Source organism: Caulobacter sp. BK020, assembly GCF_004342605.1.
In the GTDB taxonomy this organism is placed as follows: Bacteria; Pseudomonadota; Alphaproteobacteria; order Caulobacterales; family Caulobacteraceae; genus Caulobacter.
This window is the reverse complement of record NZ_SLZL01000011.1, coordinates 64,134-88,034: the sequence shown is the minus strand read 5'-3', so window position 1 is coordinate 88,034 and position 23,901 is coordinate 64,134. Positions and strand designations below refer to the sequence as shown.

Below are 23,901 nucleotides of genomic sequence, written 5' to 3'. Positions count from 1 at the left end.
CCTTTTTTGCGCCGGTGACCACTTGCCCCCTACGGATCGCTTCGCGATCGTCTTCCCCCAGAGGGGGAAGAGCGCCCGGCGCCAAAGCTCCGCCCCCTCTGGGGGCGGACAGACCGCGGAGCGGTCAGGTGGGGGCAAGTGGCAGAGCCGCAGAGGCCCGCCGCAGCGTGATGTTCACCCGCCCTCCCCCGGGCACGAGCCCTGAGGATCCCGGCAGGATCCGGTCCACGCCGTGGAAGGCCAGCCGCGCCGGGCCGGACAGCCGGCAGACGTCGCCGGACGCCAGTTTCAGCGAGCGGGTCGGATCCTTGCGCGACGTCCCGCCGATCCGGAACACCGCCGTGTCGCCCAGCGAGATCGACAGCACCGGAAAGCGCGGATCGGCCTCGTCGCGGTCCTGGTGCAGGCCCATGCGGGCGTCGCCGCGATAGAGGTTGATCAGGGCCGAGTCCGGCGGGGTCTCCGGGTCGCCCAGCGCCGCCCACAGGTCGAGCAGCGCCTGAGGCATGGCCGGCCAGGGCTGGCCCGTCTCCGGATGGCGGTCGGCGTAGCGATAGCCGGCCTTGTCGCTGGTCCAGCCCAGCGGGCCGAAACTGGACATGGCCACGCTCATGGCCTTGCCGTAGGCGGTCTCGTAGCGGGCCGGCGGCGCGACCTCGAACGCCGCCTGCACCCGGCGCAGCAGATCGGCCTGCGCCGCGGGGTCCAGCGCGCCGGGCCACAGGTCGAAACCGGGCAGAACCTTGATTGATCTGAACATTACACAGATTTAATGGGCCAGATGCGCCGCGACTGTGCTGGTTTGCGCCGCCGGGCAGGCCGGCCGAACAAATTTTGCAATCCAAGGCCGTTCATGCGTCGACTTCTCTCTTCCGCGGCTGGCGCCGTGCTGGTTTTTGCCGCCGGATCCGCCCTGGCCGCAACCGTCGCTCCCGTGCGGTCGGCCGTCACGGCCGCCACCGTCACTAGCCAGCTGCCGCGCGGCGTGGTTCCGACCCACTATGATCTGGCCTTCACGCCCGACGCCGACAAGCTGACCTTCACCGGCTCGGTGAAGATCGACATCAATGTCGCCGCCCCGACCCGGACCATCACCCTGCAGGCCGCCGACCTGACCTTCGCCAAGGCGCAGATCACCGGCCCAGGCGCCGCCAAGGGAAGCGCGGCTCAGATCAGCGTCGACGCCCAGGCCCAGACGGCCACCTTCACCTTCGACAAGCCGGTCGCCAAGGGCGCCCACGTCCTGGCCATCGACTACAGCGGCAAGATCTACAAGCAGGCCGCCGGCCTGTTCGCCCTGGACTATGACACCGACCAGGGCAAGAAGCGCGCCCTCTACACCCAGTTCGAGAACAGCGACGCCCGTCGTTTCATCCCCTCGTGGGACGAGCCGTTCTTCAAGGCCACCTACGACGTCCAGGTCACCGTGCCGACGGGCCAGATGGCGATCGGCAACATGCCGGTCAGCAAGACGCAGGATCTCGGCGGCGGCAAGACGAAGGTCACCTTCGCCACCTCGCCCAAGATGTCGACCTACCTGCTGTTCTTCGGCCTGGGCGACTTCGACCGCGCCACCGCCAAGGTCGGCGACGTCGAGATGGGCGTGATCACCAAGAAGGGCGACCTGGCCAAGGCCGACTTCGCCCTGAAGTCGTCGGGCCCGATCCTGCAGTGGTACAACGACTATTTCGGCGTCCCCTACCCGCTGCCGAAGCTGGATCACATCGCCGCCCCCGGCCAGAGCCAGTTCTTCAGCGCCATGGAGAACTGGGGCGCGATCTTCTACTTCGAATACGCCCTGCTGGAGGATCCGGCGATCTCCACCCAGGGCGACCGCCAGAACATCTACACCACCGTGGCTCACGAAATGGCCCACCAGTGGTTCGGCGACCTGGTCACCATGTCGTGGTGGGACGATCTGTGGCTCAATGAAGGGTTCGCGTCCTGGATGGAGGGCCGGGCCACCGAGCGGTTCCATCCTGAATGGAACAGCCGGCTGGGCGCGGTCGGCGGCCGTGAATACGCCATGGGCCTGGACTCGCTGGCGACCACCCACCCGGTGGTCCAGCACGTCGAGACGGTCGACCAGGCCAGCCAGGCCTTCGACGGCATCACCTACCAGAAGGGCGAGGCGGTCATCCGCATGCTCGAGGCCTATGTCGGTCCCGAGGCCTGGCGCGACGGCGTGCGCCGCTACATCAAGGCCAACGCCCACGGCGGCACCCAGACGGACGACCTGTGGCGCGAAGTCGAGGTCGCCGCCGGCAAGCCGATCACCGCCATCGCCCACGACTTCACCCTGCAGCCGGGCATCCCGCTGATCACCGTCGAGGCCGGCGCCTGTGTGGCGGGCAAGACCCCGGTCACCCTGACCCAGGGCGAGTTCAGCCGCGACAGGCCGACCAAGACCCCCCTGGCCTGGCGCGTGCCGGTCTCGGCCCAGGTGGCCGGCTCCAGCACGGTGTCCAAGACCTTGGTCGAGGGCGGCAAGGGAAGCTTGAACGTCGACGGCTGCGGCCCGGTGGTCGTCAACGCCGGCCAGGCCGGCTATTTCCGCACCCTCTACACGCCCCAGGCTTTCGCCGGCGTCTCGGCCAGCTTCGCCAAGCTGCCGGCCATCGACCAGCTGGGCGTGATTTCCGACGCCTGGGCCCTGGGCCTGAACGGCCAGCAGGCCGTCACCGACGCCCTGGACCTGGCCATGGCCACGCCGGCCGACGCCGATCCCCAGGTCTGGGCCAAGGTCGCGGGCGTCCTGACCAATGTCGACGGCATGTACGACAGCGCCCCGGCTGACCGGGCCGCCTTCCGCAAGCTGGCCATCGCCCGCCTGTCGCCGGTGTTCCAGCAGGTGGGCTGGACCGCCAAGGCCGGGGAGCCGGCTCCGGTCGCCAACCTGCGCACCACCCTGATCGGCGCGCTCAGCACCCTGGGCGATCCGGCCGTGGTCGCCGAGGCCAAGCGCCGCTACGCCGCCGACAAGACCGACCCGACCGCCGTGCCCGGCCCGCTGCGCAAGGCGATCCTGGCCTCGGTCGGCCGCAACGCCGACGCGGCCGCCTGGGACGCCCTGCACGAACAGGCCAAGGCCGAAAAGACGCCGCTGATCCGCGACCAGCTCTACACCCAGCTGGCCGCGGCCCAGGATCCGGCCCTGGCCGCCAAGGCTCTGGACCTGGCCCTGACCGGCGAGCCCAGCGAGACCCTGTCGGCCAACATGATCTCGACGGTGGCCAAGCTGCATCCGGACCTGGCCTTCGACTTCGCCGTCGCCCACAAGGACGCGGTGAACGGCAAGGTCGACGCCGCCTCGCGCACCAAGTTCATCCCCGCCCTGGGCAAGGCCTCGGCCGACCCGGCGATGATCGACAAGGTGCGGGCCTACGCCGCCGCCAACCTGCCGGCCGGCTCGCGCGGCGAGGCCGAAAAGTCGGCGGCCTCGATCGCCGATCGGATCAAGACCCGTAAGGCGGCGCTGCCGCAGATCACCGCCTGGGCGACCCGGAAGGGCTGAGACATGACGCTGAGCTCGCTCGACGAGCGGATTCAGCGAACGCGAGTTGAAGCTTTCGGGCCGCGCTCGACGCCGATCTGACGAAAGGGCCGCGCTTTTTCGGGCGCGGCCTATTTCGTCGCAGGTCACGATTCCCCTTCATTCCCTGCGGGATTGGGCTTGCAGGCTGGCGCCTATCCCCCATATCGGGCATCGAAGCGGGGTTGACGGGCTCGTCAACTTCGATTGAACGAACGCTTTCCTTTCGGTCGGCGCCTTCGGGCGTCGTCTGGAGGGCGAGGATTTGGATCAACCGTTAGAACGCGACCAGACGGGGACGGCTCGAGAAAAACCGGGGCGCTTGCCTTAAGGCCCTTGTCACCGCCGTCCGCCAATCAGGAGCTGCAGGTCTCAACATGAGCAAGATTATCGGTATCGACCTTGGCACCACGAACTCGTGCGTGGCCATCATGGACGGCAAGTCGCCGAAGGTGATCGAGAACGCCGAGGGCGCGCGCACCACCCCGTCGGTGGTCGCCTTCCTTGAGGACGGCGAGCGCCTGGTCGGCCAGCCCGCCAAGCGCCAGGCCGTCACCAACCCGACCAACACCCTTTTCGCGATCAAGCGCCTGATCGGCCGCAACGCCTCCGACCCGGTGGTCGAGAAGGACAAGGCCATGGTGCCCTACGAGATCGTCAAGGGTCCGACCGGCGACGCCTGGGTCAAGGCCCACGGCAAGGACTACAGCCCGCAGGAAGTCTCGGCCTTCATCCTGCAGAAGATGAAGGAAGCCGCCGAGACCCACCTGGGCGAGCCGGTGACCAAGGCGGTCATCACCGTCCCGGCCTATTTCAACGACGCCCAGCGCCAGGCCACCAAGGACGCCGGCAAGATCGCCGGCCTTGAAGTGCTGCGCATCATCAACGAGCCGACCGCGGCGGCCCTGGCCTACGGCCTGGAAAAGAACGACGGCAAGAAGATCGCCGTCTACGACCTGGGCGGCGGCACCTTCGACGTCTCGATCCTGGAGATCGGCGACGGCGTGTTCGAGGTGAAGTCGACCAACGGCGACACCTTCCTGGGCGGCGAGGACTTCGACCTGCGCGTCGTCGACTACCTGGCCGACGAGTTCAAGAAGGAACAGGGCGTCGACCTGCGCAAGGACAAGCTGGCCCTCCAGCGCCTGCGCGAAGAGGCCGAAAAGGCCAAGAAGGAGCTGTCCTCGACGGCTCAGTACGAAGTGAACCTGCCCTTCATCTCGATGAACGCGTCGGGCCCGCTGCACCTGAACATCAAGCTGTCGCGCTCCAAGCTCGAAGCCCTGGTGGAAGACCTGATCGCCCGCACCATCGGTCCATGCGAACAGGCCCTGAAGGACGCCGGCCTGAAGAAGAGCGACATCGACGAAGTGATCCTGGTCGGCGGCATGAGCCGCATGCCCAAGGTCCAGCAGGCCGTGCAGGACTTCTTCGGCCGCGAGCCGCACAAGGGCGTGAACCCCGACGAAGTCGTGGCCCTGGGCGCCGCCGTCCAGGCCGGCGTGCTGCAAGGCGACGTCAAGGACGTGCTGCTGCTGGACGTGACCCCGCTGACCCTGGGCATCGAGACCCTGGGCGGTGTGTTCACCCCGCTGATCGAGCGCAACACCACCATCCCGACCAAGCGCTCGCAGACCTTCTCGACCGCCGACGACAACCAGTCGGCCGTGACGATCCGCGCCTTCCAGGGCGAGCGTCCGATGGCCGTCGACAACAAGTTCCTGGGTCAGTTCGACCTGCAGGGCATCCCGCCGGCGCCGCGCGGCGTGCCGCAGATCGAGGTCACCTTCGACATCGACGCCAACGGCATCGTCAATGTCCACGCCAAGGACAAGGCGACCAACAAGGAGCACTCGATCCGCATCCAGGCCAATGGCGGCCTCTCGGACGCCGACATCGAGCGCATGGTCAAGGAAGCCGAGGCCAACAAGGCCGCGGACGAGAAGAAGAAGGCGCTGGTCGAGGCCAAGAACCAGGGCGAGGCCATCGTGCACTCGACCGAGAAGGCCCTGGCCGAGCACGGCGACAAGGTCGGCGCGGCCGAGAAGACCGCGATCGAGACCGGCGTCACCGAGCTGAAGTCGGCGCTGGAAGGCGAGGACGTCGAGGCCATCCAGGCCAAGACCCAGGCCCTGATCCAGGCGTCGATGAAGCTGGGCGAAGCGATGTACAGCGCCCAGCAAGGCGCTGAAGGCGGCGAGGAAGCCGCCGCCGATGACGGCGTCGTCGACGCCGAATTCGAAGAAGTCGACGACTCCAAGCCGTCGGCGTGACCATGGGTCGCGGGGCTGAACACCTGACGAAGGTTTCCCCCGCGACGCCTTTGGGGAACAAGGCTCCTGCCCGCCGCTTGCGGTCGGGCGGGGGCGCTCCCACCTCCTATTCCAACATGGCTAGTGATCGACCCTGACGATGCGCGACTATTACGAAGTCCTGGGCGTGGCCCGTGGCTGCGATGACGCCGCCCTCAAGGCCGCCTTCCGCAAGATGGCGATGGAGCACCATCCCGACCGCAACGGCGGTTGCGAGAACGCCTCCTCGCGGTTCAAGGAAATCAACGAAGCCTATTCGGTGCTGTCGGACGCCCAGAAGCGCGCCGCCTACGATCGCTTCGGCCATGCCGGGGTGAACGGCCAGGGCGGGCCTGGCGGCTTCGGCGGCGCCGACGCCAGCGACATCTTCAACGACGTGTTCGGCGACGTGTTCGGCGAGATGTTCGGCGGCGGCCGCCGCCAGTCGAACGGTCCCCAGCGCGGCCAGGATCTGCGCTACGACCTGGAGATCACCCTCGAGCAGGCCTATGCGGGCGCCGAGGTCGAGATCAAGGTTCCCGCCGCCATCACCTGCGAGGTCTGCGAGGGCTCGGGCGCCAAGCCCGGCACCAGCCCGACCGTCTGCGGCACCTGCGGCGGCGCGGGTCGCGTGCGGGCCACCCAAGGCTTCTTCGCGGTCGAACGCGCCTGCCCCCGCTGCAGCGGCACGGGCCGCCTGGTGCTCGACCCCTGCCAGAACTGCCACGGCCATGGCCAGGTGCGCCGCGAGCGCGTGCTGTCGGTGCGCATCCCGGCCGGCGTCGATGACGGCGCCCGGATCCGCCTGGCGGGCGAAGGCGACGCCGGCGTTCGCGGCGGTCCGCGCGGCGACCTCTACCTGTTCCTGTCGGTGATCCCGCACGAGCTGTTCGAGCGCGACGGCCTGGACCTGCTGTGCACCGTGCCCGTGCCGATGACCGTCGCGGCCTTGGGCGGCGACATCGACGCCCCCTGCCTGCTGGGCGGCGAGAACTGCGACGGCTCCAACCGCATGACCGTCAAGGTTCCCGAGGGCTCGCAGACCGGCAAGACGGTCCGCCTGAAGGGCAAGGGCATGCCGTCCCTGCGCAGCCGCCAGCGCGGCGACCTGGTGGTTGAGCTGTTCGTGGAAACCCCGACCCACCTGTCGGCCCGGCAGAAGGAGCTCCTGCAGGAGCTGGCCGGCCTGTGCGGCGAAAAACAGAATCCCAAGTCCGCCAACTTCGTCGGCAAGGCCAAGCGCTTCTGGGAAGAAGTGACGGGGAGCTAGTCACCCCCGCGACTATTTTCATCGTTGCAAATTTGGGGTTGAAAAACCTTAGGGTGCACACTCTCATGGCGTGCGCGCTTGGCGCACACTAAAAGGGGTGTTCAGTGAAAATTCGTCGTAAATTGGCGTTGCTTGGAGTCGCCATCGGCCTAGCCACGGGCATGTCCATGGTCAGCGCGCCGGTCAGCGCCGCGCCGACCTATTGCCAGCAGCAGGCCTGGTGGTTCTGCGATCCGTCGTTTACGCGCGGCTCGACCGAATGGTGGGCCTGCGTCGATAACTACATCGCCAACTGCGTTTATAACGGCTGCATCGAGAACGGTTCCAACCAGTGCGTCGCGGATCGTGCGCCCAAAGCCTTGCCGCTTCAGAAGCTGAAGAAGTTGCAGAAGGCCGCCTAGGCTTTCGCGGTCGTCGCGTATGCGGCGGCCGTCGCCCTTCCGCATCGCCGCCCATGGGCTGAAAGCTCCATCGGTGGGTTTTCGCGGGATTAGTCCCCAGGGCTTGTGGATATCCGTTGCCGGAGTCTTAACGGAAGGCGCGACGCCCTATACCTTCCGGCGGGATGAACGCCCCCGCCTCCCCCGCCGTCCAGACCTATGACGCCACCGGCGCGACGCCGGTGATGCAGCAGTTCTTCGAGATGAAGGCGCGCCAGCCCGACGCCCTGATCTTCTTCCGCATGGGCGACTTCTACGAGCTGTTCTTCGACGACGCCTACAAGGCCGCCGCCGCCCTGGGCATCAGCCAGACCTTCCGCGGCACGCACAACGGCCAGCCGATCCCGATGGCCGGCGTGCCGCAGCACGCGGCCGAGGCCTATCTGTCCAAGCTGATCCGCATGGGCTTCAAGGTCGCCGTCTGCGAGCAGATGGAAGATCCGGCCGAGGCCAAGAAGCGCGGCTCCAAGTCGGTGGTCCGCCGCGACATCGTCCGGGTGGTCACCCCCGGCACCTTGACCGAGGACGGCCTGCTGGACGCGCGCGGCGCCAACCGCCTGGCGGCCGTGGCGGTGCGGGCCGGCCAGGCCGCCGTGGCGGCGGTCGAGCTGTCCACCGGCGAGGTCGAGTGCTTCCTGGTCGCCAAGGACGCGGTCGCGGCGATCCTGGCGGCCCTGGCTCCGTCCGAGACCCTGGTCGCCGACCGGCTGTTGTCGGACGAGCATCTGTCCCAGACCCTGAAGATCTGCGGCGGGCTGATCCAGCCCATGCCCTCGGCCCTGTCCGAGCCCCAGGCGTCGGAAACCCGCGTCAAGCGGCTGTACGGCGTCGACACCCTGGACGGGTTCGGCGGGCTCTCATCGGCCGAGATCGGCGCTCTGGGCCTGATCGCCGCCCACCTGGAGATGACCCAGGCCGGCAAGCTGCCGGCCCTGCGCGCCCCGCGCCGCGCGGCCGAGGCCGACGTGATGGCCATCGACCCGGCCACCCGCTCCAGCCTGGAGATCGACCGCACCCAGGGCGGCGACCGTAACGGCTCGCTGCTGGCCTGCATCGACCGCACGGTGACGGCGGGCGGGGCCCGCCTGCTGGCCTCGCGCCTGGCCCGGCCGCTGCTGGACCCCGCCGCCATCGACGCCCGGCTGGACGCGGTGGAATGGTTCGTGGACCACCGAAGCCTGCGCGAGCATCTGCGCGAGGTGCTGAAGGGGGCCGGCGACATGGCCCGCGCGCTGTCTCGCCTGGCCCTGGGCCGGGGCGGCCCGCGCGACCTGGGCTGCCTGAAGGACGGCCTGAAGACCGGCGAGAAGCTGGCCGGCATGGTCGGCGGGACCAGCGACCCGCTGTCGCCGCCGCCGACCGAGCTGGAGGCGGCGCTGAAGGCCCTGACCCCGTCGCTGCAGGTCGGCCTGTCGCGGCTGCTCGATGCGCTGGAGGTGGGCCTGGGCCCCGACCTGCCGGCCCTGGCCCGCGACGGCGGCTTCGTGGCTCCCGGCGTGCGGCCCGAGCTGGACCAGGCCCGCGCCCTGCGCGACGACAGCCGCCGGGTGGTGGCCGCCCTCGAGGCCCGCCTGATCCAGGACAGCGGCGTGCCGCTGAAGATCCGCCACAACGGCGTGCTCGGCTATTTCGTCGAGGCCACGGCCGGCAAGGCTGACCCGCTGTTCCAGCCGCCGCTGAACGCCACCTTCATCCACCGCCAGACCCTGGCCAATCAGGTGCGGTTCACCACGGTCGAGCTGGCCGACCTGGACGCCCGCATCGCCCAGGCGGCCGAGCGGGCCCTGGCCATGGAGGTCGCGGCCTTCGAGGACTGGCGCGCCGAGGCCGTCGCCCTGGCCGAGTCGATTCAGCTGGCCGCCGAGGCCCTGGCCCGGCTGGACGTCGCCGCCGCCCTGGCCCAATGGGCGGAAGACGCCGGCGCGGTGCGTCCCACCGTCGACCGGTCCCTGGCCTTCGAGGCCCGCGCCGCTCGCCACCCGGTGGTCGAGGCCGCGGTCAAGCGGGCCGGCGATCCCTACACCCCCAACGACTGCCGCCTGGACGCGGCCGGCGAGGCGGGCGCGCGGCTGTCGATCGTCACCGGACCGAACATGGCCGGCAAGTCGACCTTCCTGCGCCAGAACGCCCTGCTGGCCATCCTGGCCCAGGCCGGCTGCTATGTGCCGGCCAAGTCCCTGCGCCTGGGCGTCGTCGATCGCCTGTTCAGCCGGGTCGGGGCCGGCGACGACCTGGCCCGGGGCCGTTCGACCTTCATGATGGAGATGGTTGAGACCGCCGCCATCCTCACCCAGGCCAGCCCGCGCAGCCTGGTGATCCTCGACGAGATCGGCCGGGGCACGGCCACCTATGACGGCCTGGCCATCGCCTGGGCCTGCGCCGAGGCCCTGCACGACGTCAATCGCTGCCGGGCTCTGTTCGCCACCCACTATCACGAGCTGGCCACGCTGGAGACGCGGATGGCCCATGTCTCGAACCTCAGCCTGCGGGCCAAGGAGTGGAACGGCGACCTGGTCTTCCTGCACGAGGCCGCCGCGGGTCCGGCCGACCGCTCCTACGGCGTCCAGGTGGCCAAGCTGGCCGGCGTGCCGCCCCAGGTGGTGGCCCGCGCCAAGGCGGTGCTGGACCGGCTGGAGAGCAAGACCGAATCACCGGCCAAGCTGGACGAGCTGCCGCTGTTCGCCGCCTCCGCGCCCGTTTCGGCGCCCATCCAGGCGGCGCCCAGCCGCACCGACGCGGCGCTGGCGGAGCTGGATGTCGACGGCATGAGCCCCCGCGAGGCGCTGGACGCGCTCTACCGTCTTAAGGCTCTGCTCAAGACCTGACATCGTATAGTGAAGGCGGCGGCGCGGCGGACCGGCTTGACGGGTTCGACGCGCGCGCCCGGGAACCCCATATAGCCGCCATGCCCCGCCGTCTTCGCCCCACGCCTCTGGAACATGTCGTCGACGGCCACGCCCTGCGCGCCCGCCTGTCGGCCGCCGCCCTCGACCTGATCGGCGACGAGGCCGGCCAGCGGGCCCGAGCCATCGAGATCCTCAAGCAGGCGCTGTTTCGCGGCCGGATGATCGCCAAGGAGCGGCTGGAGAACGGAGCCGGCGGCCTGGAGACGGCCCGGCTGCTCAGCGGGGTCACCGACGAGGTGATCACCGCGCTCTACGACTTCACCACCGTCCACGTGTTCCGGGCCCGCAACCCGACCGAGGGCGAGCGCCTGAGCCTGCTGGCCGTCGGCGGTTACGGTCGCCGCACCCTGGCGCCGTTCTCGGACATCGATCTCTTGTTCCTGCGGCCCTACAAGCAGACCCCGCACGCCGAGAGCGTGATCGAGTTCATGCTGTATGCGCTGTGGGACCTGGGCTTCAAGGTCGGCCACGCCTCGCGGACCATCGAGGAGTGCGTCAAGCTCTCCCGGGAAGACTACACGATCCGCACCTCGATCCTGGAGGCCCGCCGCCTCACCGGCGACGAGCGCCTGGCCGAGGAGCTGAAGAAACGGTTTCGCGACGATGTCATGAAGGGCACCGGCGCGGCCTTCGTCGCGGCCAAGCTCAAGGAGCGCGACGACCGCCAGGCCCGGGCCGGCGCCAGCCGCTACATGGTCGAGCCCAACGTCAAGGAGGGCAAGGGCGGCCTGCGCGACCTGCACACCCTGATGTGGATCGCCGAATACCTGCACCCCGTGGACCGGCCCGAGGACGTCTTCCTGCTGGAGGTGTTCGACCGCCGCGAGGCCAAGGGCTTCATCCGGGCCTTCGACTTCCTGCACGCCGTGCGCGCCCACCTGCACTTCGCCACCGGCCGGCCGGAGGAGCGCCTGACCTTCGACCTGCAGCCCGAGATCGCCCGCCGCATGGGCTATGGCGACCGCGGCGACGCCCCGGCCGTCGAGCGCTTCATGCGCCGCTACTTCCTGGTCGCCAAGGAGGTCGGAGCCCTGACCCGCGCCTTCTCGGCCAAGCTGGAGGCCGAGCACTTCAAGCACGAACCCAAGGGCATTTCCCGCTTCCTGCCCGGCGGCGGCCGGCCCAAGCGCAAGGCCCTGGACGTGGCCGGCTTCTACGAGGACGGCGGCCGGCTGAACATCGACGGTCCCCAGGTGTTCGAGGCCGACCCGGTCAACCTGATCCGGCTGTTCAAGACCGCCGACGACCGCGACCTGGACCTGCATCCGGACGCCTTCACGGCGGTGACCCGCAACCTGAACCTGATCACCTCCAAGGTCCGGCGCGACCCGCTGGCGACCCGGGCGTTCCTCGACCTGCTGGCCAAGGGCAAGCGGTCCTACCGCACCCTGACCCTGATGAACGACGCCGGCGTGCTGGGCCGGTTCATCCCCGAGTTCGGCCGCGTCGTCGCCCAGATGCAGTTCAACATGTACCACTCCTACACGGTGGACGAGCACACCCTGCGGGCCGTGGGCCTGATCGGCGACATGGCCGCCGGCCGGCTGGTCGACGACCACCCGCTGGCGGTGTCGATCATGCCGCTGATCGAGGACCGCGAGGCCCTGTTCCTGGCCATGCTGCTGCACGATACCGGCAAGGGCGGGGTCGGCGGCCAGGAGAAGGCCGGGGCCCGCAGCGCCCGCAGCGCCTGCGAGCGCCTGGGCGTCGAGCGCGCCAAGGTCGAGCTGGTGGCCTGGCTGGTCGAGAACCATCTGGTCATGAGCGACTTCGCCCAGAAGCGCGACGTGGCCGATCCTGGCACGGTCGCGGCCTTCGCCCGCATCGTCGAGAACCCCGAGCGCCTGCGCCTGCTGCTGGTGATCACCGTCGCCGACATCCGCGCCGTGGGCCCGGGCGTCTGGAACGGCTGGAAGGGTCAGCTTCTGCGCGAGCTCTACAACGCCACCGAGGCGGTGTTCCGCGGCGGGCGGGGCAGCGACGCCGCCGCCAATGTCCAGCGCCACCAGGAAGCCGCCGCCGAGGCCGCGCGCGCGGCCCTGGTCGCGGCCGACCCCGCCGCCAAGGGCTGGGCTCAGGCCATGGAGGCGGCCTATTTCGGCGCCTTCTCGCTGGACGACCTGAAGGCCCATGCGGAACTGGCCCGTCGCGCCGCGATCCAGGGTGGGGCCGCCGCCGAGGGCCGGGTGCCGGTCGGCGCCAACGCCGCCGAGATCGTGGTGGCCGCCAAGGACCGCCGCGGCCTGTTCGCCGATCTGGCGCTCGCCATCTCCTCCCTGGGCGGCAACGTGGTCGGGGCCCGGGTCTTCACCTCGCGGCAGGGCCAGGCCCTGGACGTCTTCCATGTGCAGGACGTGACCGGCGCGGCCCTGGGCTGCGAGAACCCGCGCGCCCTGCGCCGCCTGGCCGACGCCCTGGAGGCGGCCGGCCGCGGCGAGCCCATCGCCGTCGAACCCCGTCGCGGCGCGGAGCTGTCGCGCACCGCCGCCTTCTCGATCGCCCCCTCGGTGGTCATCGACAACGAGGCCTCCAACGAGGCCACGGTGGTCGAAGCCTCGGGCCGCGACCGCCCCGGCCTGCTGCAGGCCCTGGCCCGCACCCTGGCCGACAACGGCCTGTCCATCCAGTCGGCCCACATCGACGGCTACGGCGAGCGGGCGGTCGACGCCTTCTACGTGCAGACTCCGGAGGGGGGGAAGGTGGCCGACGCCAAGAAGGTCGCGGCGCTGAAGGCCGACCTGCTGGCGGCGCTCGAGCAGAACGAGGCGGGGGCGCCGAACACGCGGCCGGGCCTGAAGCGGGCGCGGGCCAGCGTGGCGCGGTAGGACGACGCCGAAGCCCTCCGTGTGCCGCCTACCTCGGCGCGCCCCTCTGAACGCCGCGCCGCTAAATGCCTCTCGTCGATATCCAATCAACCTTGACGACTATCGCCAGGTGCGTCACGCGTCTTCAATGACAGGTTTAGACGTCGGCGAGGTCGCGTCGGCGACTGTCGTTGGTTTCGGGGGATGTTCACGTGGCTTATTCTGAATCGATGCGAAGCTGGGCTGACGACAGCTCGGCGCGGTTGACGCAGGGGTTCGAGAACGCCGACGTTCCCCCGGGCGACACCGTGCCGGGCGACACCTCCACCACCGAGGTGTTGTCGGGCTCGTTGGGAAGCGCCTTCGGCTGGATCAACACGCCCACGGACACCGACTGGTACGGCCTGCAGACGCAGGTGGGTCAGACCTACACCATCTTCCTGAAGGGCTATTCCAGCAGCACCGGCGGCGGGCCGGCGCTGCCCGACCCCATTCTGCGGATCTATGACAGCAGCGGCCAGCTGATCGGCACGGCCGACAATTCGCTCAACAGCCTTGACGCCAATTATCAGTACACGCCGACCACCTCCGGACTGATCTACGTGTCGGCGGGCAGCGCCGACGGTCAGACCGGCCGGTTCTCCTTCCTTGTGATCAAGACCACCGCCACGGTCCCGGATGTCGTGCCGGGCGACACCAGCACCGGCGTCAGCCTGGCGATCGGCGGACACGTCGACGGCGTCCTCGAAAACGCGACCGACGCGGATTGGTATCGCGTTTCGCTGACCGCCGGGCAGAGCTACATGTTCCACCTCGACGGGGCTTCGGCTTCCCCGCTGTCGGACTCCTACCTCCAGCTGTTCGGCGCAAACGGGAGCCTGATCACCTTCAACGACGACTACGGCGATGGATATGACTCCGCGCTGCGGTTCACGCCGACCACCACGGGGGTCTACTATCTGTCGGCCGAAGCGGCCGCAGGCGAAACCGGCGGCTATCGTGTCTCCGCCGAGGCCGTGGCGCCGCAGAATCCACTCGACACGATCGACTGGGGTACGAACATCGCCAATACGGCGATCACCGTCTATTTCGCCCAGGCTGGCCAGACCTTCGACGCCCACACGGCCGACCGCAGCTGGACCGCCAGCGAGATCTCCAGCGTCATGGCCGCCTTTGCGACCCTATCGGCGGTTTCCAACGTCACCTTCACCACCACCGCCTCGGCGGCCGGCGCCACCATGATCATGGTGCTCGACGACGCGCTGGGCGACGAGACGCTAGGCTCCATGAGCCTGCCGCCCCTCACGCCGGCCATCGGGACGTTCTCGCCCGCCGCCGACGTCTGGAACGCCGCGACGCTGCAACCGGGCGGACTCGCCTTCTCCACGTTGATCCACGAGGTGGGCCACGCCTTGGGCCTGTCCCACCCGCACGACACCGGCGGTTCTTCGGAGATCATGGAAGGCGTCACCGGCCCGTTCGATTCCTATGGGGTGGCCGGGCTGAACCAGGGCGTCTTCACGATGATGTCCTATAACGACGGCTGGCCGATGGGCCCGGCCGGCGGCCCGAGTGGATACAACTACGGCATGCAGCGCGGTCCGATGGCGCTGGATATAGCCGTGCTTCAGAAGAAGTACGGCGCGACGGTCAGCCATGCTGGCGACGACGTCTACACCCTGCCGACGACCAACGGCGCGACCGTCGGCTACCTGGCTCTCTGGGACACCGGCGGCAACGACACCATCAGCGCGTCGGGCTCCGGCAACGCCGTGATCGACCTGCGTCCGGCGACTCTGCTCAACGCCCCGGGCGGCGGCGGCTATGTCTCGTACATTGGCGCGGTCCAAGGCGGACTGGTCGTGGCCGCAGGCGTCGCTATCGAGAACGCCTATGGCGCCAACGGCGCCGACATCCTCACCGGCAACGCCTACGACAACACCTTGAGGGGCGGCGGCGGGGCGGACAAGCTCAACGGCGCCGACGGCTCCGACGTCCTGGACGGCGGGACGGGCAGCGACGTCCTCGACGGCGGGCTGGGCGTCGATTACGCGGCCTACGGCACGGCCTCGACGGGCGTCCACGCCTCGCTCCAGCAACCCTCGACCAATACCGGCGACGCGTTGGGCGATACCTATACCTCGATCGAAGGGCTGCGGGGCTCGAGCTTCGCCGACCTCCTCCGCGGCGACGCCAACGGCAACATCCTTCTGGGCATGGCGGGGGACGACACGCTCGACGGCGGCGGCGGCGACGACGTGATCTCGGGCGGCGACGGCGATGACGTGATCCTCGCTGTCGGTGCAAGTTCGGTGTCGGGCGACAGCGGATCCGACACCTTCAAGTTCCTGCTCGCCTCGGACTCGACGCTGGCCGCATCGACCCTGATCACCGACTTTCAGACCGGAGTCGACAAGATCAGCATCGCGGCGATGCAGCCGACCAACGTCACGATCGGCCAGGCGAACGGGGTCTATACCCTGACGGCGACGACCGCCGCCGCCGGCACGTTCTATCTCCGCTCGACGAATGTCCTGGCGCTGTCGGACGTCATCACGGTCATTGTTGGCCAGACGCTGGCGGGCACGCCGAGCTACGACAAGCTGGTCGGCGGCGACGGGGCGGACGTGCTTATCGGCAAGGGGGCGGGCGACAACCTGACGGGCGGCGCCGGCGTCGACATCTTCCGCTATGAAGTCGCCGGGGATTCCCATGGCGATGGCTACGACATCCTCTCCGACTTCCAGCACGGCGTGGACAAGATCGACCTGTCGGCGGTGGCGCCCACCTACATGAGCATCCTGCACGCGCAGGGCGCTTCGTACCTGTTCCCCTCGACATCGGGCGGCCAGATGCAGATCGCCGCCGTCGGCGATGTCGAGGCCAACGACATCCTGACGGGCGGGACCACCAACTACTACATCGTCGGCGACGACAGCGGCATGACCCTGATCGGCGGCGACAATCCCGACAGCATCGTCGGCGGCGGCGGGAACGACGTCATCATCGGCGGCGGCGGCGGCGACGCCCTGTACGGCAATGGCGGCCGCAACGTCTTCACCTACCGGTCGGCGTCGGAGTCCAATAACCAGAACCTGGACATCATCCACGGCTTCCAGACCGGCGTGGACAAGATCGACCTCTCGGCGATGAATCCGTCGAACGTCAGCATCGTCTATTACAACGGCGGAACCTTCATCAACGGCGGCGCGGCCGACGGCGCGTTCCAGATCGCGTCGATCGACAAAGTCTTCGGCATCAGCCTGCTGGGCTTGACCGGCGGCCTCTATGTCGTCGGCGAAAACGTGGCGGGCGCCCTGTACGGCAGCGCCGGCGCGGACACGATCATCGGCGGCTCGAGCTACGATGCGATCTACGCCGGCGGTTCGGGCGACGCCCTGTTCGGCGGCGGCGGCATGGACACCTTCATGTACGAGTCCGGTACCGACTCGAACGGCGCGCCGGGTGGCATGGACATCATCCACGACTTCGAGACGGGCGTGGACAGGGTGTACTTAAACGGGATCATGGGGGCGACCAACGTCAGCGTCATCCGCTCCAACGGCGGCACGTTCATCTTCGGCAATTCGACGGCCGGCGCCTTCCAGATCGCCTCGACCCACGACATCAACCCCGCCGACATGATCGGCCTGACCAGCGGCGCCTATGTGGTCGGGGACGACACCGCCAACACCTTGATCGGCGGCTATCTCAGCGAGAGCATCGTCGGCGGCGGCGGCAATGACATCATCATCGGCGGCGGGGCGGCCGACGCGTTGTTTGGAGGCGCGGGGGCGGACACCTTCAAGTTCCTCGACAAGTCCGACTCGGCTCCTGGCGCGTCGGACATCATCCACGATTTTCAGACGGGCGTGGACAAGATCGATCTGACCGCCCTGCACACCAACCCACTGGACAAGTTCACCCTGGTGTCCGACGCCAACGCCTCGTACCTGTTCGTGCAACTGGCCGGTAATCCCGACAACGACCTGCAGGTCCTGTTCGCCACGCCGAACGTGAAGGCGTCGGACATCCTCTGGTAGGCGTCGCGAGGGATGCGTGGCTCGCCGCGCGTCCCTCGGCGGCCCTGCACCGCGATCTCGCCGAAAATCCACGTTGGGCACGGACGAGGCTCCCAGATTGCCGGCCAAGTTCGGTCCATGCCCAACCCTCGCCTTGACGGCTCGCCGCCCAGCCCGCAGAAGCCGTTCGTGACCGACATCGCGCCCCCCGAAAAGCCCGCCGAAGCGCCCGCCTCCGCCAAGAAGGCCGGCGGCCTGCTGAAATCGTCGGCGATCTATTCCGGCCTGACCCTGGTCAGCCGGTTCATGGGCTTCGCCCGCGACCTGGCGGTCTCGTACCGGATGGGGGCCAGCGCCACCCCGGCGGCCGACGCCTACAACGCGGCCCTGGCTTTCCCCAACCTGTTCCGCCGGTTCTTCGCCGAGGGGGCGTTCGCCGCCGCCTTCGTGCCGGCCTACGCCAAGTCGCTGCAGCGCGACGGCGAGGAGACCGCCGATATCCTGGCCGCCGACGCCATGGCCAGCCTGGCTGCGGCCACCATCGTCATCACGATCGTCTGCCAGCTGGCCATGCCCTGGCTGATGATGCTGATCAGCCCGGGCTTCGGCTGGGGCACCGAAAAGTACAAGCTGGCGGTGCTGCTGACCCAGATCACCATGCCCTACCTGCCGTGCATGGCCATCGTCGCCCACCTGTCGGGGGTGCTGAACGCTCGCGACCGCTTCGTGCTGTCGGCCGGGGCGCCGATCCTGCTGAACGTCGCCACCCTGGTCTTCATCCTGCCCCAGACCAGCGCCGTCGGGGCCGCCACCTGGGGCTCGGTCGGGGTGATCGTGGCCGGGGTGGCCCAGGCCGCCCTGCTGACCTGGGGCGTCAACAAGTCCGGAGCCAAGGTCCACTGGCGGCTGCCGCGCCTGACGCCGGAGGTGCGCGAACTGATCGGCAAGGCTATTCCCGGCGCCCTGGCGGCCAGCGCCACCCAGGTCAACATCTTCATCTCCGGCAATCTGGCCAGCCACGTGCCCGGCGGCCGCTCCTGGCTGGCCACCGCCGACCGCCTGTACCAGCTGCCGCTGGGCCTGGTGGGGGTGGCGATCGGCGTGGCGCTGCTGCCGCGCCTGTCGCGGGCCGTGAACACCGGCGACGGCGATGACGCCCAGACCGCCATGGACCAGGCCATCACCCTGGCCATGGCCCTGACGATTCCCGCCGCCGCCGCCCTGGTGGCCATGCCGGGCTTCCTGTCGGACGCCCTCTACACCCGCGGCCAGTTCACCAGCTTCGACGCCAGCCAGACCGCCTCGGCCCTGTTCTTCTACGGCCTGGGCACGCCGGCCTTCGTGCTGCAGCAGCTCTATTCGCGGGCCTTCTTCGCCCGGGGCGACACCAAGAGCCCGATGCGCTTCGCCCTGATCTCGGTGGCCATGAACATCGGCCTGGGCATCCTGCTGTTCAACCTGATCGGGGTGAAGGGCATCGCCGCCGCCACGGCCGTGGCCTCGTGGATCAATGTCGGCCAGATGGTGTGGGGCCTGTCGCGCAAGGGCCACTACAGCCCTTCGCTACGGACCTGGTCGCGGGTCAGCCGGATCCTGGCGGCCAGCGTCGCCATGGGCGGGGCCCTGGCCGCGGCCTCGCATTGGCGGCCGCTGATCGAGGCCCCGCTGCGGGAACTGGGCCTGCGTGGCCACACCCTGGGGGCCAAGGAGTTCGCCTTGCTGCTGACCGTGCTGGTCGGCGCGGCGCTCTATCCGCCGCTGGTCTTCCTGTTCGGCGGGGTGACGCCGGCCGAGCTGAAGGGCGTGCTGAGGCGGGGCAAGTAAGGGTCGGGGACATGCCCTTGCGGCGTGTCCCCAAGTTCAAGCGCCGCGCCCGCCGATGGGGACGGCGCTGCAGGGGCATGTCCCCGCTTGCTCTCCGACGCCGCGCCCGGTAACCAGCGGGCATGGCTTCGATCGGATCTTACGCGCCGCGATGGCGCCGCTTTCTCTGACTCCGACCGCCGCGCCCAGCACGCGGCGCGCGCTCCGCGCATCCGCCATACCGCTTTCGACATCCAGGGCTGAAGCCATGACCGACCACACCCCCGTCCCCTATGCGGGTCCGACCCGCGTGCTCTCCGGCGTCCAGCCGTCCGGCGCCCTGCACCTGGGCAACTATCTGGGCGCCCTGGTGAAGTTCGCTCGGCTGCAGCACGAGATGGACACCTTCATCTTCGTGGCCGACCTGCACGCCATCACCGTCTGGCAGGACCCCGAGGCCCTGGCCCAGCAGACCCGCGAGATCACCGCCGCCTACCTGGCCGCCGGCCTCGATCCGAAGAAGGCGACGATCTTCCCGCAGTCGGCGGTGCGCGAGCACGCCGAGCTGGCCTGGATCTTCCAGTGCGTGGCCCGCCTGGGCTGGCTCGACCGCATGACCCAGTTCAAGGAGAAGAGCGGCAAGCACAAGGAGCGCTCCAGCGTCGGCCTCTACACCTATCCGGTGCTCCAGGCCGCCGACATCCTGGTCTACAAGGCCACCCACGTGCCGGTGGGCGAGGACCAGAAGCAGCACCTGGAGCTGACCCGCGACATCGCCGGCAAGTTCAACCACGACTTCGGCGTGCAGGGCTTCTTCCCGCAGCCCGAGCCGCTGATCCAGGGGCCCGGCGCTCGGATCATGAGCCTGCGCGACGGCTCGGCCAAGATGAGCAAGTCCGACCCGTCGGACTACAGCCGCATCAACCTGACCGACGACGCCGACGCCATCGCCGCCAAGGTCAAGAAGGCCCGCACCGATCCGGAGCCGCTGCCCGAGACCCTGGATGACCTGGCCGCCCGGCCGGAGGCCGACAACCTGGTGGGCATCTTCGCGGCGCTGGCCGGCCGTTCGAAGGCCGAGGTGCTGGCCGATTACGCGGGCCAGGGCTTCGGGACCTTCAAGCCGGCCCTGGCCGAGCTGGCGGTCGAGAAACTGGCCCCGGTCGGCGAGACCATGCGCCGCTTCCTGGCCGATCCGACCGAGATCGACCGGATCTTGAAGGCAGGGGCGGAGCGGGCGTCCGAGGTGGCGGCGCCGACGGTGGCCGAGGTGAAGAAGCTGGTCGGGTTCTGGGGGGCTTGAACACTTGCCCCCATCTGACCGCTTCGCGGTCTGTCCGCCCCCATAGGGGGCGGAGCCTTCCGCGCTGGCGCTCTTCCCCCTCTGGGGGAAGACGGCCGAAGGCCAGTAGGGGGCAAGTTACAGCCTCCCCGGAATCCGCACCGGCAAGCTCTCATACCCCTTCACGAAGCTGGAATAGACCCGCTTGGGTTCGCCCATCACCTCGATCTTCGGGAAGCGCTTGAGGATCTCTTCCCAGATGATCTTCAGCTGCAGCTCGGCCAGGCGGTTGCCGACGCAGCGGTGGATGCCGAAGCCGAACGACAGGTGGCGGCGGGCCTGGGGGCGGTCGATCAGGAAGGCGTCGGGATTGTCGATCACCGTCTCGTCGCGGTTGCCCGAGACGTACCACATCACCACCTTGTCGCCCTTCTTGATGGTCTTGCCCGACAGCTCGAAGTCCGCCACCGCCGTGCGGCGCATATAGGCCAGCGGCGTCTGCCAGCGGATGATCTCCGAGACCATGTTGGGGATCAGCGACGGGTCGGCCCGCAGCTTGGCCTCCTCGGCGGGGTTCTGGCTGAGGGCCAGCAGGCCGCCGGTGATCGAGTTGCGGGTGGTGTCGTTGCCGCCGACGATCAGCAGCAGGATGTTTCCCAGATACTCGAACGGCGGCATGTTCCGCGTCGCCTCGCCGTGGGCCAGCATCGAGATCAGGTCATTGCCCGGCTCGGTCGAGTTGACCCGCTGGTTCCACAGCTCGGTGAAATAGGCCAGGCACTCCAGAAGCTCGGCCCGGCGCTGGTCCTCGCTGTCGACGACGCCGGCCCCCGGGATGGCGGTGGTGACGTCCGACCAGCGGGTCAGCTTGCGGCGCTCTTCCCAGGGGAAGTCGAACAGGGTGGCCAGCATCTGGGTGGTCAGCTCGATCGACACCTTGTCGACCCAGTCGAAGGTTTCGCCGATCGGCAGGCCGTCGAGAATCCCGCCCACCCGCTCGCGGATCGTCCCTTCCAGCAACGCCAGGTTCACCGGCGAGACGATCGGGCTGACGGTCTTGCGCTGGATGTCGTGCTTGGGCGGGTCCATGGCGATGAACATCGGCAGGACGAAGTCCTCGTCGAAGTTGCGGATGGTGATGCCGCCGAAGCTGGAGTCCGACGAGAACACCTGGTGGGTGGTGTCGACGGTCATGATGTCGTTGTAGCGGGTGACCGACCAGTAGGGGCCGTACTCGCTGTGGGCGCAGTAGTGCACCGGGTCCTCGGCCCGCAGCCGCTCGAAATAGGGCCAGTGGGCGTCGGCCTGGAACAGGGCGGGATCGGCGACGTCGATCTCGTCCAGCGGCATGGCGTAGGCCTTGGCCCTCGCCGCGTCCCTTTGGGCCTCGCTCGACAGGTCGATGGCTCCGTCGCTCATGGCGACCTCCCCTGGGAACAGTGGGTGAAACAGTTGTTTTGACGATGGAGCCATAACACGGTTCGTTTGTCACGATGACGCAAGCGGCAGCCGGGCACTTGTCCTGGGGGCTTCCCGGGTCCATTTCTCCGGCATGTTCATCCAGACCGAAACCACGCCCAATCCCGAGGTCCTGAAGTTCCTGCCCGGCCGCGAAGTGCTGGGCGAGGGCGCGCGCGAGTTCCGCACCGCCGAGGAGGGCGACGCCTCGCCCCTGGCCGAGGCCCTGTTCCGCCTGGGCGACGTCAACCGCGTGTTCTTCGGCCCGGACTTTCTCACCGTGACCAAGGCCGAGGGCGCGGAGTGGCCGCACCTGAAGGCGCCGATCCTGGCCGCCATCATGGACCACTTCACCAGCGGCCGGCCCCTGCTGCTGGACCAGGCGGAAAGCGGCCATGACGAGGACGGCGTCTATGACGACGAAACCGCGCAGATCGTCGCCGAGATCAAGGACCTGCTCGACACCCGCATCCGTCCGGCCGTGGCCCAGGACGGCGGCGACATCGTGTTTTCCAAGTTCGAACGGGCCACCGGCGTGGTCTGGCTGCACATGCGCGGCGCCTGCTCGGGCTGCCCGTCGTCCTCGGCCACGCTGAAGGCGGGCGTCGAGAACATGCTCAAGCACTATGTGCCGGAAGTGACCCGGGTCGAGCAGACGCTGTAGACGCCTTGCCAGAGCCCTTCGGCGACCTTATTGTAACTGTATAAGTTGCAGTTATATCGCCCATAAGGATCGCTGATGGCCAAGCTCGCCGACACGGCTCTCGACCAACTGTTCACCAAGGCGCGCACGCGCAACGGCTGGAGCGACCAGCCCATCCCCGAACCGGTGCTGCGCGAGCTGTACGACCTGGTGAAGTTCGGCCCGACCGCCTTCAACGCTACGCCGGCCCGTTTCCTTTTCCTGACCAGCCCCGAGGCCAAGGCCCGGCTGGCGGCCCTGTCGTCTGGCTCGAACGCCGCCAAGATTCTCAAGGCCCCGGTGACGGTGATCGTCGGCTACGACCTGGACTTCCCCGAAACGCTCGACACGCTGTTCCCCAACCTCCCGGGGGTGAAGACCTGGTTCAGCGATCCCGCGGCCACGGAAATCGCCGCGCTGCGCAACAGCTCGTTGCAAGGCGGCTATTTCATCCTGGCGGCGCGGGCGCTGGGCCTGGACGTGGGGCCGATGTCCGGCTTCAACAACGCCGGCGTCGACCAGGAATTCTTCGCCGGGACCAATATCAAGTCGAACTTCATCGCCTCGATCGGATACGGCACGGACGAAAACCTGTTCCCGCGCAATCCGCGCCTGGACTTCGAGAAAGCTGCGAAGATTCTGTGATCAGATCCTGACACTCGAAAAAGTCGTCATCCCGGCGCTTCGCTTCGCCCCGGCCGGAATGACGACGGTTCGCGCTGGTGGCGAACAGCACGCGGCCGATGCTAGAACGGCCCGATGACCCAGCGCCTCGCCCTGATCGCCGTTCCTCTGCTGCTGCTCGCCGCCTGCGGCCCCGCCAAGCAAGCCGACACCGCCGCCCCGCCGTCGGCCGCGTCGTCGGACGTCCCCAAGTCCGGGCCGGTCGCCATCGCGGTGACGCCCTATGTCGGCGGGCCGCTGCATGTGCGCGCCGACGGCGTGGGCCCGGTCACCGGCGAGACGGCCTTCGACCTGGCGACCATCAAGGCCCTGTTCCCCAAGGCCGTGGTCAAGAGCGCCTTCATCCACGTCGGCGAGGGCCCGCCCGGGCCGATCATCACGGTCGAGCAGGACAATGTCCCGCTGCTGGAGATCGGCAAGGGCGCCGAGGGCGGCATCGGCGAGATCCGGCTGGCCGGCGGGCCAGTCGAGGGTCCCAAGGGCGAGGCTTTGCTAGGGAAATGGGCCGATCTCGGGTTCGACATCGCCCAGTGCCGGGCCGGCGAGGGCCGCACCGTCAACCAGACCGTCTGCGTGCGCCCCGAGGCCCCGACGGTGTCCTACGTGTTCGGCGTGCCCGGCTGGGCCAGGGGCGGCCTGCCGCCGGTCGAGACCCTGAAGGCCAAAGGCCAGCTGAACGAATTCGTCTGGCGTCCGGCCGAGCAGGCGGCCGTCGGGGCGGCCTGAT

General features: G+C 68.8%; 14 protein-coding genes. 12 read left to right on the top strand and 2 right to left on the bottom strand.

The features are described from left to right. Nucleotides 1-124: 124 nt before the first annotated feature. Nucleotides 125-760 (bottom strand): alpha-ketoglutarate-dependent dioxygenase AlkB, encoded by a 636-nt coding sequence (locus EV278_RS15040; RefSeq protein WP_132092987.1) that lies wholly within the window; start codon nucleotides 758-760, stop codon nucleotides 125-127. A 126-nt stretch (nucleotides 761-886) separates the two neighbouring features. Here EV278_RS15040 and EV278_RS15035 point away from each other — a divergent pair, with 126 nt between their 5' ends. The 9 genes from EV278_RS15035 (at nucleotide 887) to trpS (ending at nucleotide 20,371) form a co-directional block, all read left to right on the top strand. Continuing rightward, a complete protein-coding gene (locus EV278_RS15035) occupies nucleotides 887-3,514 on the top strand; it encodes a M1 family metallopeptidase (protein WP_243692207.1) in 2,628 nt (875 codons plus the stop codon). A gap of 395 nt (nucleotides 3,515-3,909) precedes the next feature. Next, nucleotides 3,910-5,805 carry a molecular chaperone DnaK gene (dnaK, locus tag EV278_RS15030; protein WP_132092981.1) on the top strand — a complete coding sequence of 632 codons (1,896 nt, stop codon included), beginning with the start codon at nucleotides 3,910-3,912 and terminating at the stop codon, nucleotides 5,803-5,805. 139 nt (nucleotides 5,806-5,944) lie between these two features. Beyond that, nucleotides 5,945-7,093 (top strand): molecular chaperone DnaJ, encoded by a 1,149-nt coding sequence (gene dnaJ / locus EV278_RS15025; protein ID WP_132092978.1) that lies wholly within the window; start codon nucleotides 5,945-5,947, stop codon nucleotides 7,091-7,093. Between the two features lie 104 nt (nucleotides 7,094-7,197). Further along, entirely contained in the window at nucleotides 7,198-7,494 is a 297-nt protein-coding gene (locus tag EV278_RS15020; RefSeq protein WP_132092975.1) for a hypothetical protein, read from the top strand. Nucleotides 7,495-7,658: 164 nt separating this feature from the next. Next, nucleotides 7,659-10,358, top strand: coding sequence for a DNA mismatch repair protein MutS (gene mutS / locus EV278_RS15015; RefSeq protein WP_132092972.1), 2,700 nt, complete (start codon nucleotides 7,659-7,661; stop codon nucleotides 10,356-10,358). A gap of 80 nt (nucleotides 10,359-10,438) precedes the next feature. Then, nucleotides 10,439-13,264: a [protein-PII] uridylyltransferase gene (locus EV278_RS15010; protein ID WP_132092969.1), complete on the top strand. Its 2,826-nt coding sequence runs from the start codon at nucleotides 10,439-10,441 to the stop codon at nucleotides 13,262-13,264. 191 nt (nucleotides 13,265-13,455) lie between these two features. Then, nucleotides 13,456-17,286, top strand: coding sequence for a M10 family metallopeptidase C-terminal domain-containing protein (locus EV278_RS15005; RefSeq protein WP_132092966.1), 3,831 nt, complete (start codon nucleotides 13,456-13,458; stop codon nucleotides 17,284-17,286). A gap of 117 nt (nucleotides 17,287-17,403) precedes the next feature. Then, complete coding sequence (murJ, locus tag EV278_RS15000) at nucleotides 17,404-19,089, top strand: murein biosynthesis integral membrane protein MurJ (RefSeq protein ID WP_243692206.1); 1,686 nt, start codon at nucleotides 17,404-17,406, stop codon at nucleotides 19,087-19,089. A 247-nt stretch (nucleotides 19,090-19,336) separates the two neighbouring features. Next, nucleotides 19,337-20,371 carry a tryptophan--tRNA ligase gene (gene trpS / locus EV278_RS14995; protein ID WP_132092963.1) on the top strand — a complete coding sequence of 345 codons (1,035 nt, stop codon included), beginning with the start codon at nucleotides 19,337-19,339 and terminating at the stop codon, nucleotides 20,369-20,371. Nucleotides 20,372-20,488: 117 nt separating this feature from the next. On the opposite strand, the gene EV278_RS14990 is transcribed toward trpS, so the two are convergent. After that, nucleotides 20,489-21,769, bottom strand: a complete 1,281-nt coding sequence (locus EV278_RS14990) for a cytochrome P450 (RefSeq protein ID WP_132092960.1) — start codon at nucleotides 21,767-21,769, stop codon at nucleotides 20,489-20,491. A gap of 133 nt (nucleotides 21,770-21,902) precedes the next feature. Here EV278_RS14990 and EV278_RS14985 point away from each other — a divergent pair, with 133 nt between their 5' ends. From EV278_RS14985 to EV278_RS14975, 3 genes are all read left to right on the top strand, one after another. After that, on the top strand, nucleotides 21,903-22,472 hold the full coding sequence (locus EV278_RS14985) for a NifU family protein (protein ID WP_132092957.1): 570 nt from the start codon (nucleotides 21,903-21,905) through the stop codon (nucleotides 22,470-22,472). Between the two features lie 75 nt (nucleotides 22,473-22,547). After that, entirely contained in the window at nucleotides 22,548-23,135 is a 588-nt protein-coding gene (locus EV278_RS14980; RefSeq protein ID WP_132092954.1) for a malonic semialdehyde reductase, read from the top strand. Nucleotides 23,136-23,249: 114 nt separating this feature from the next. After that, nucleotides 23,250-23,900: a DUF1131 family protein gene (locus EV278_RS14975; protein ID WP_132092951.1), complete on the top strand. Its 651-nt coding sequence runs from the start codon at nucleotides 23,250-23,252 to the stop codon at nucleotides 23,898-23,900. The last annotated feature ends 1 nt before the right edge of the window (nucleotide 23,901 follow it).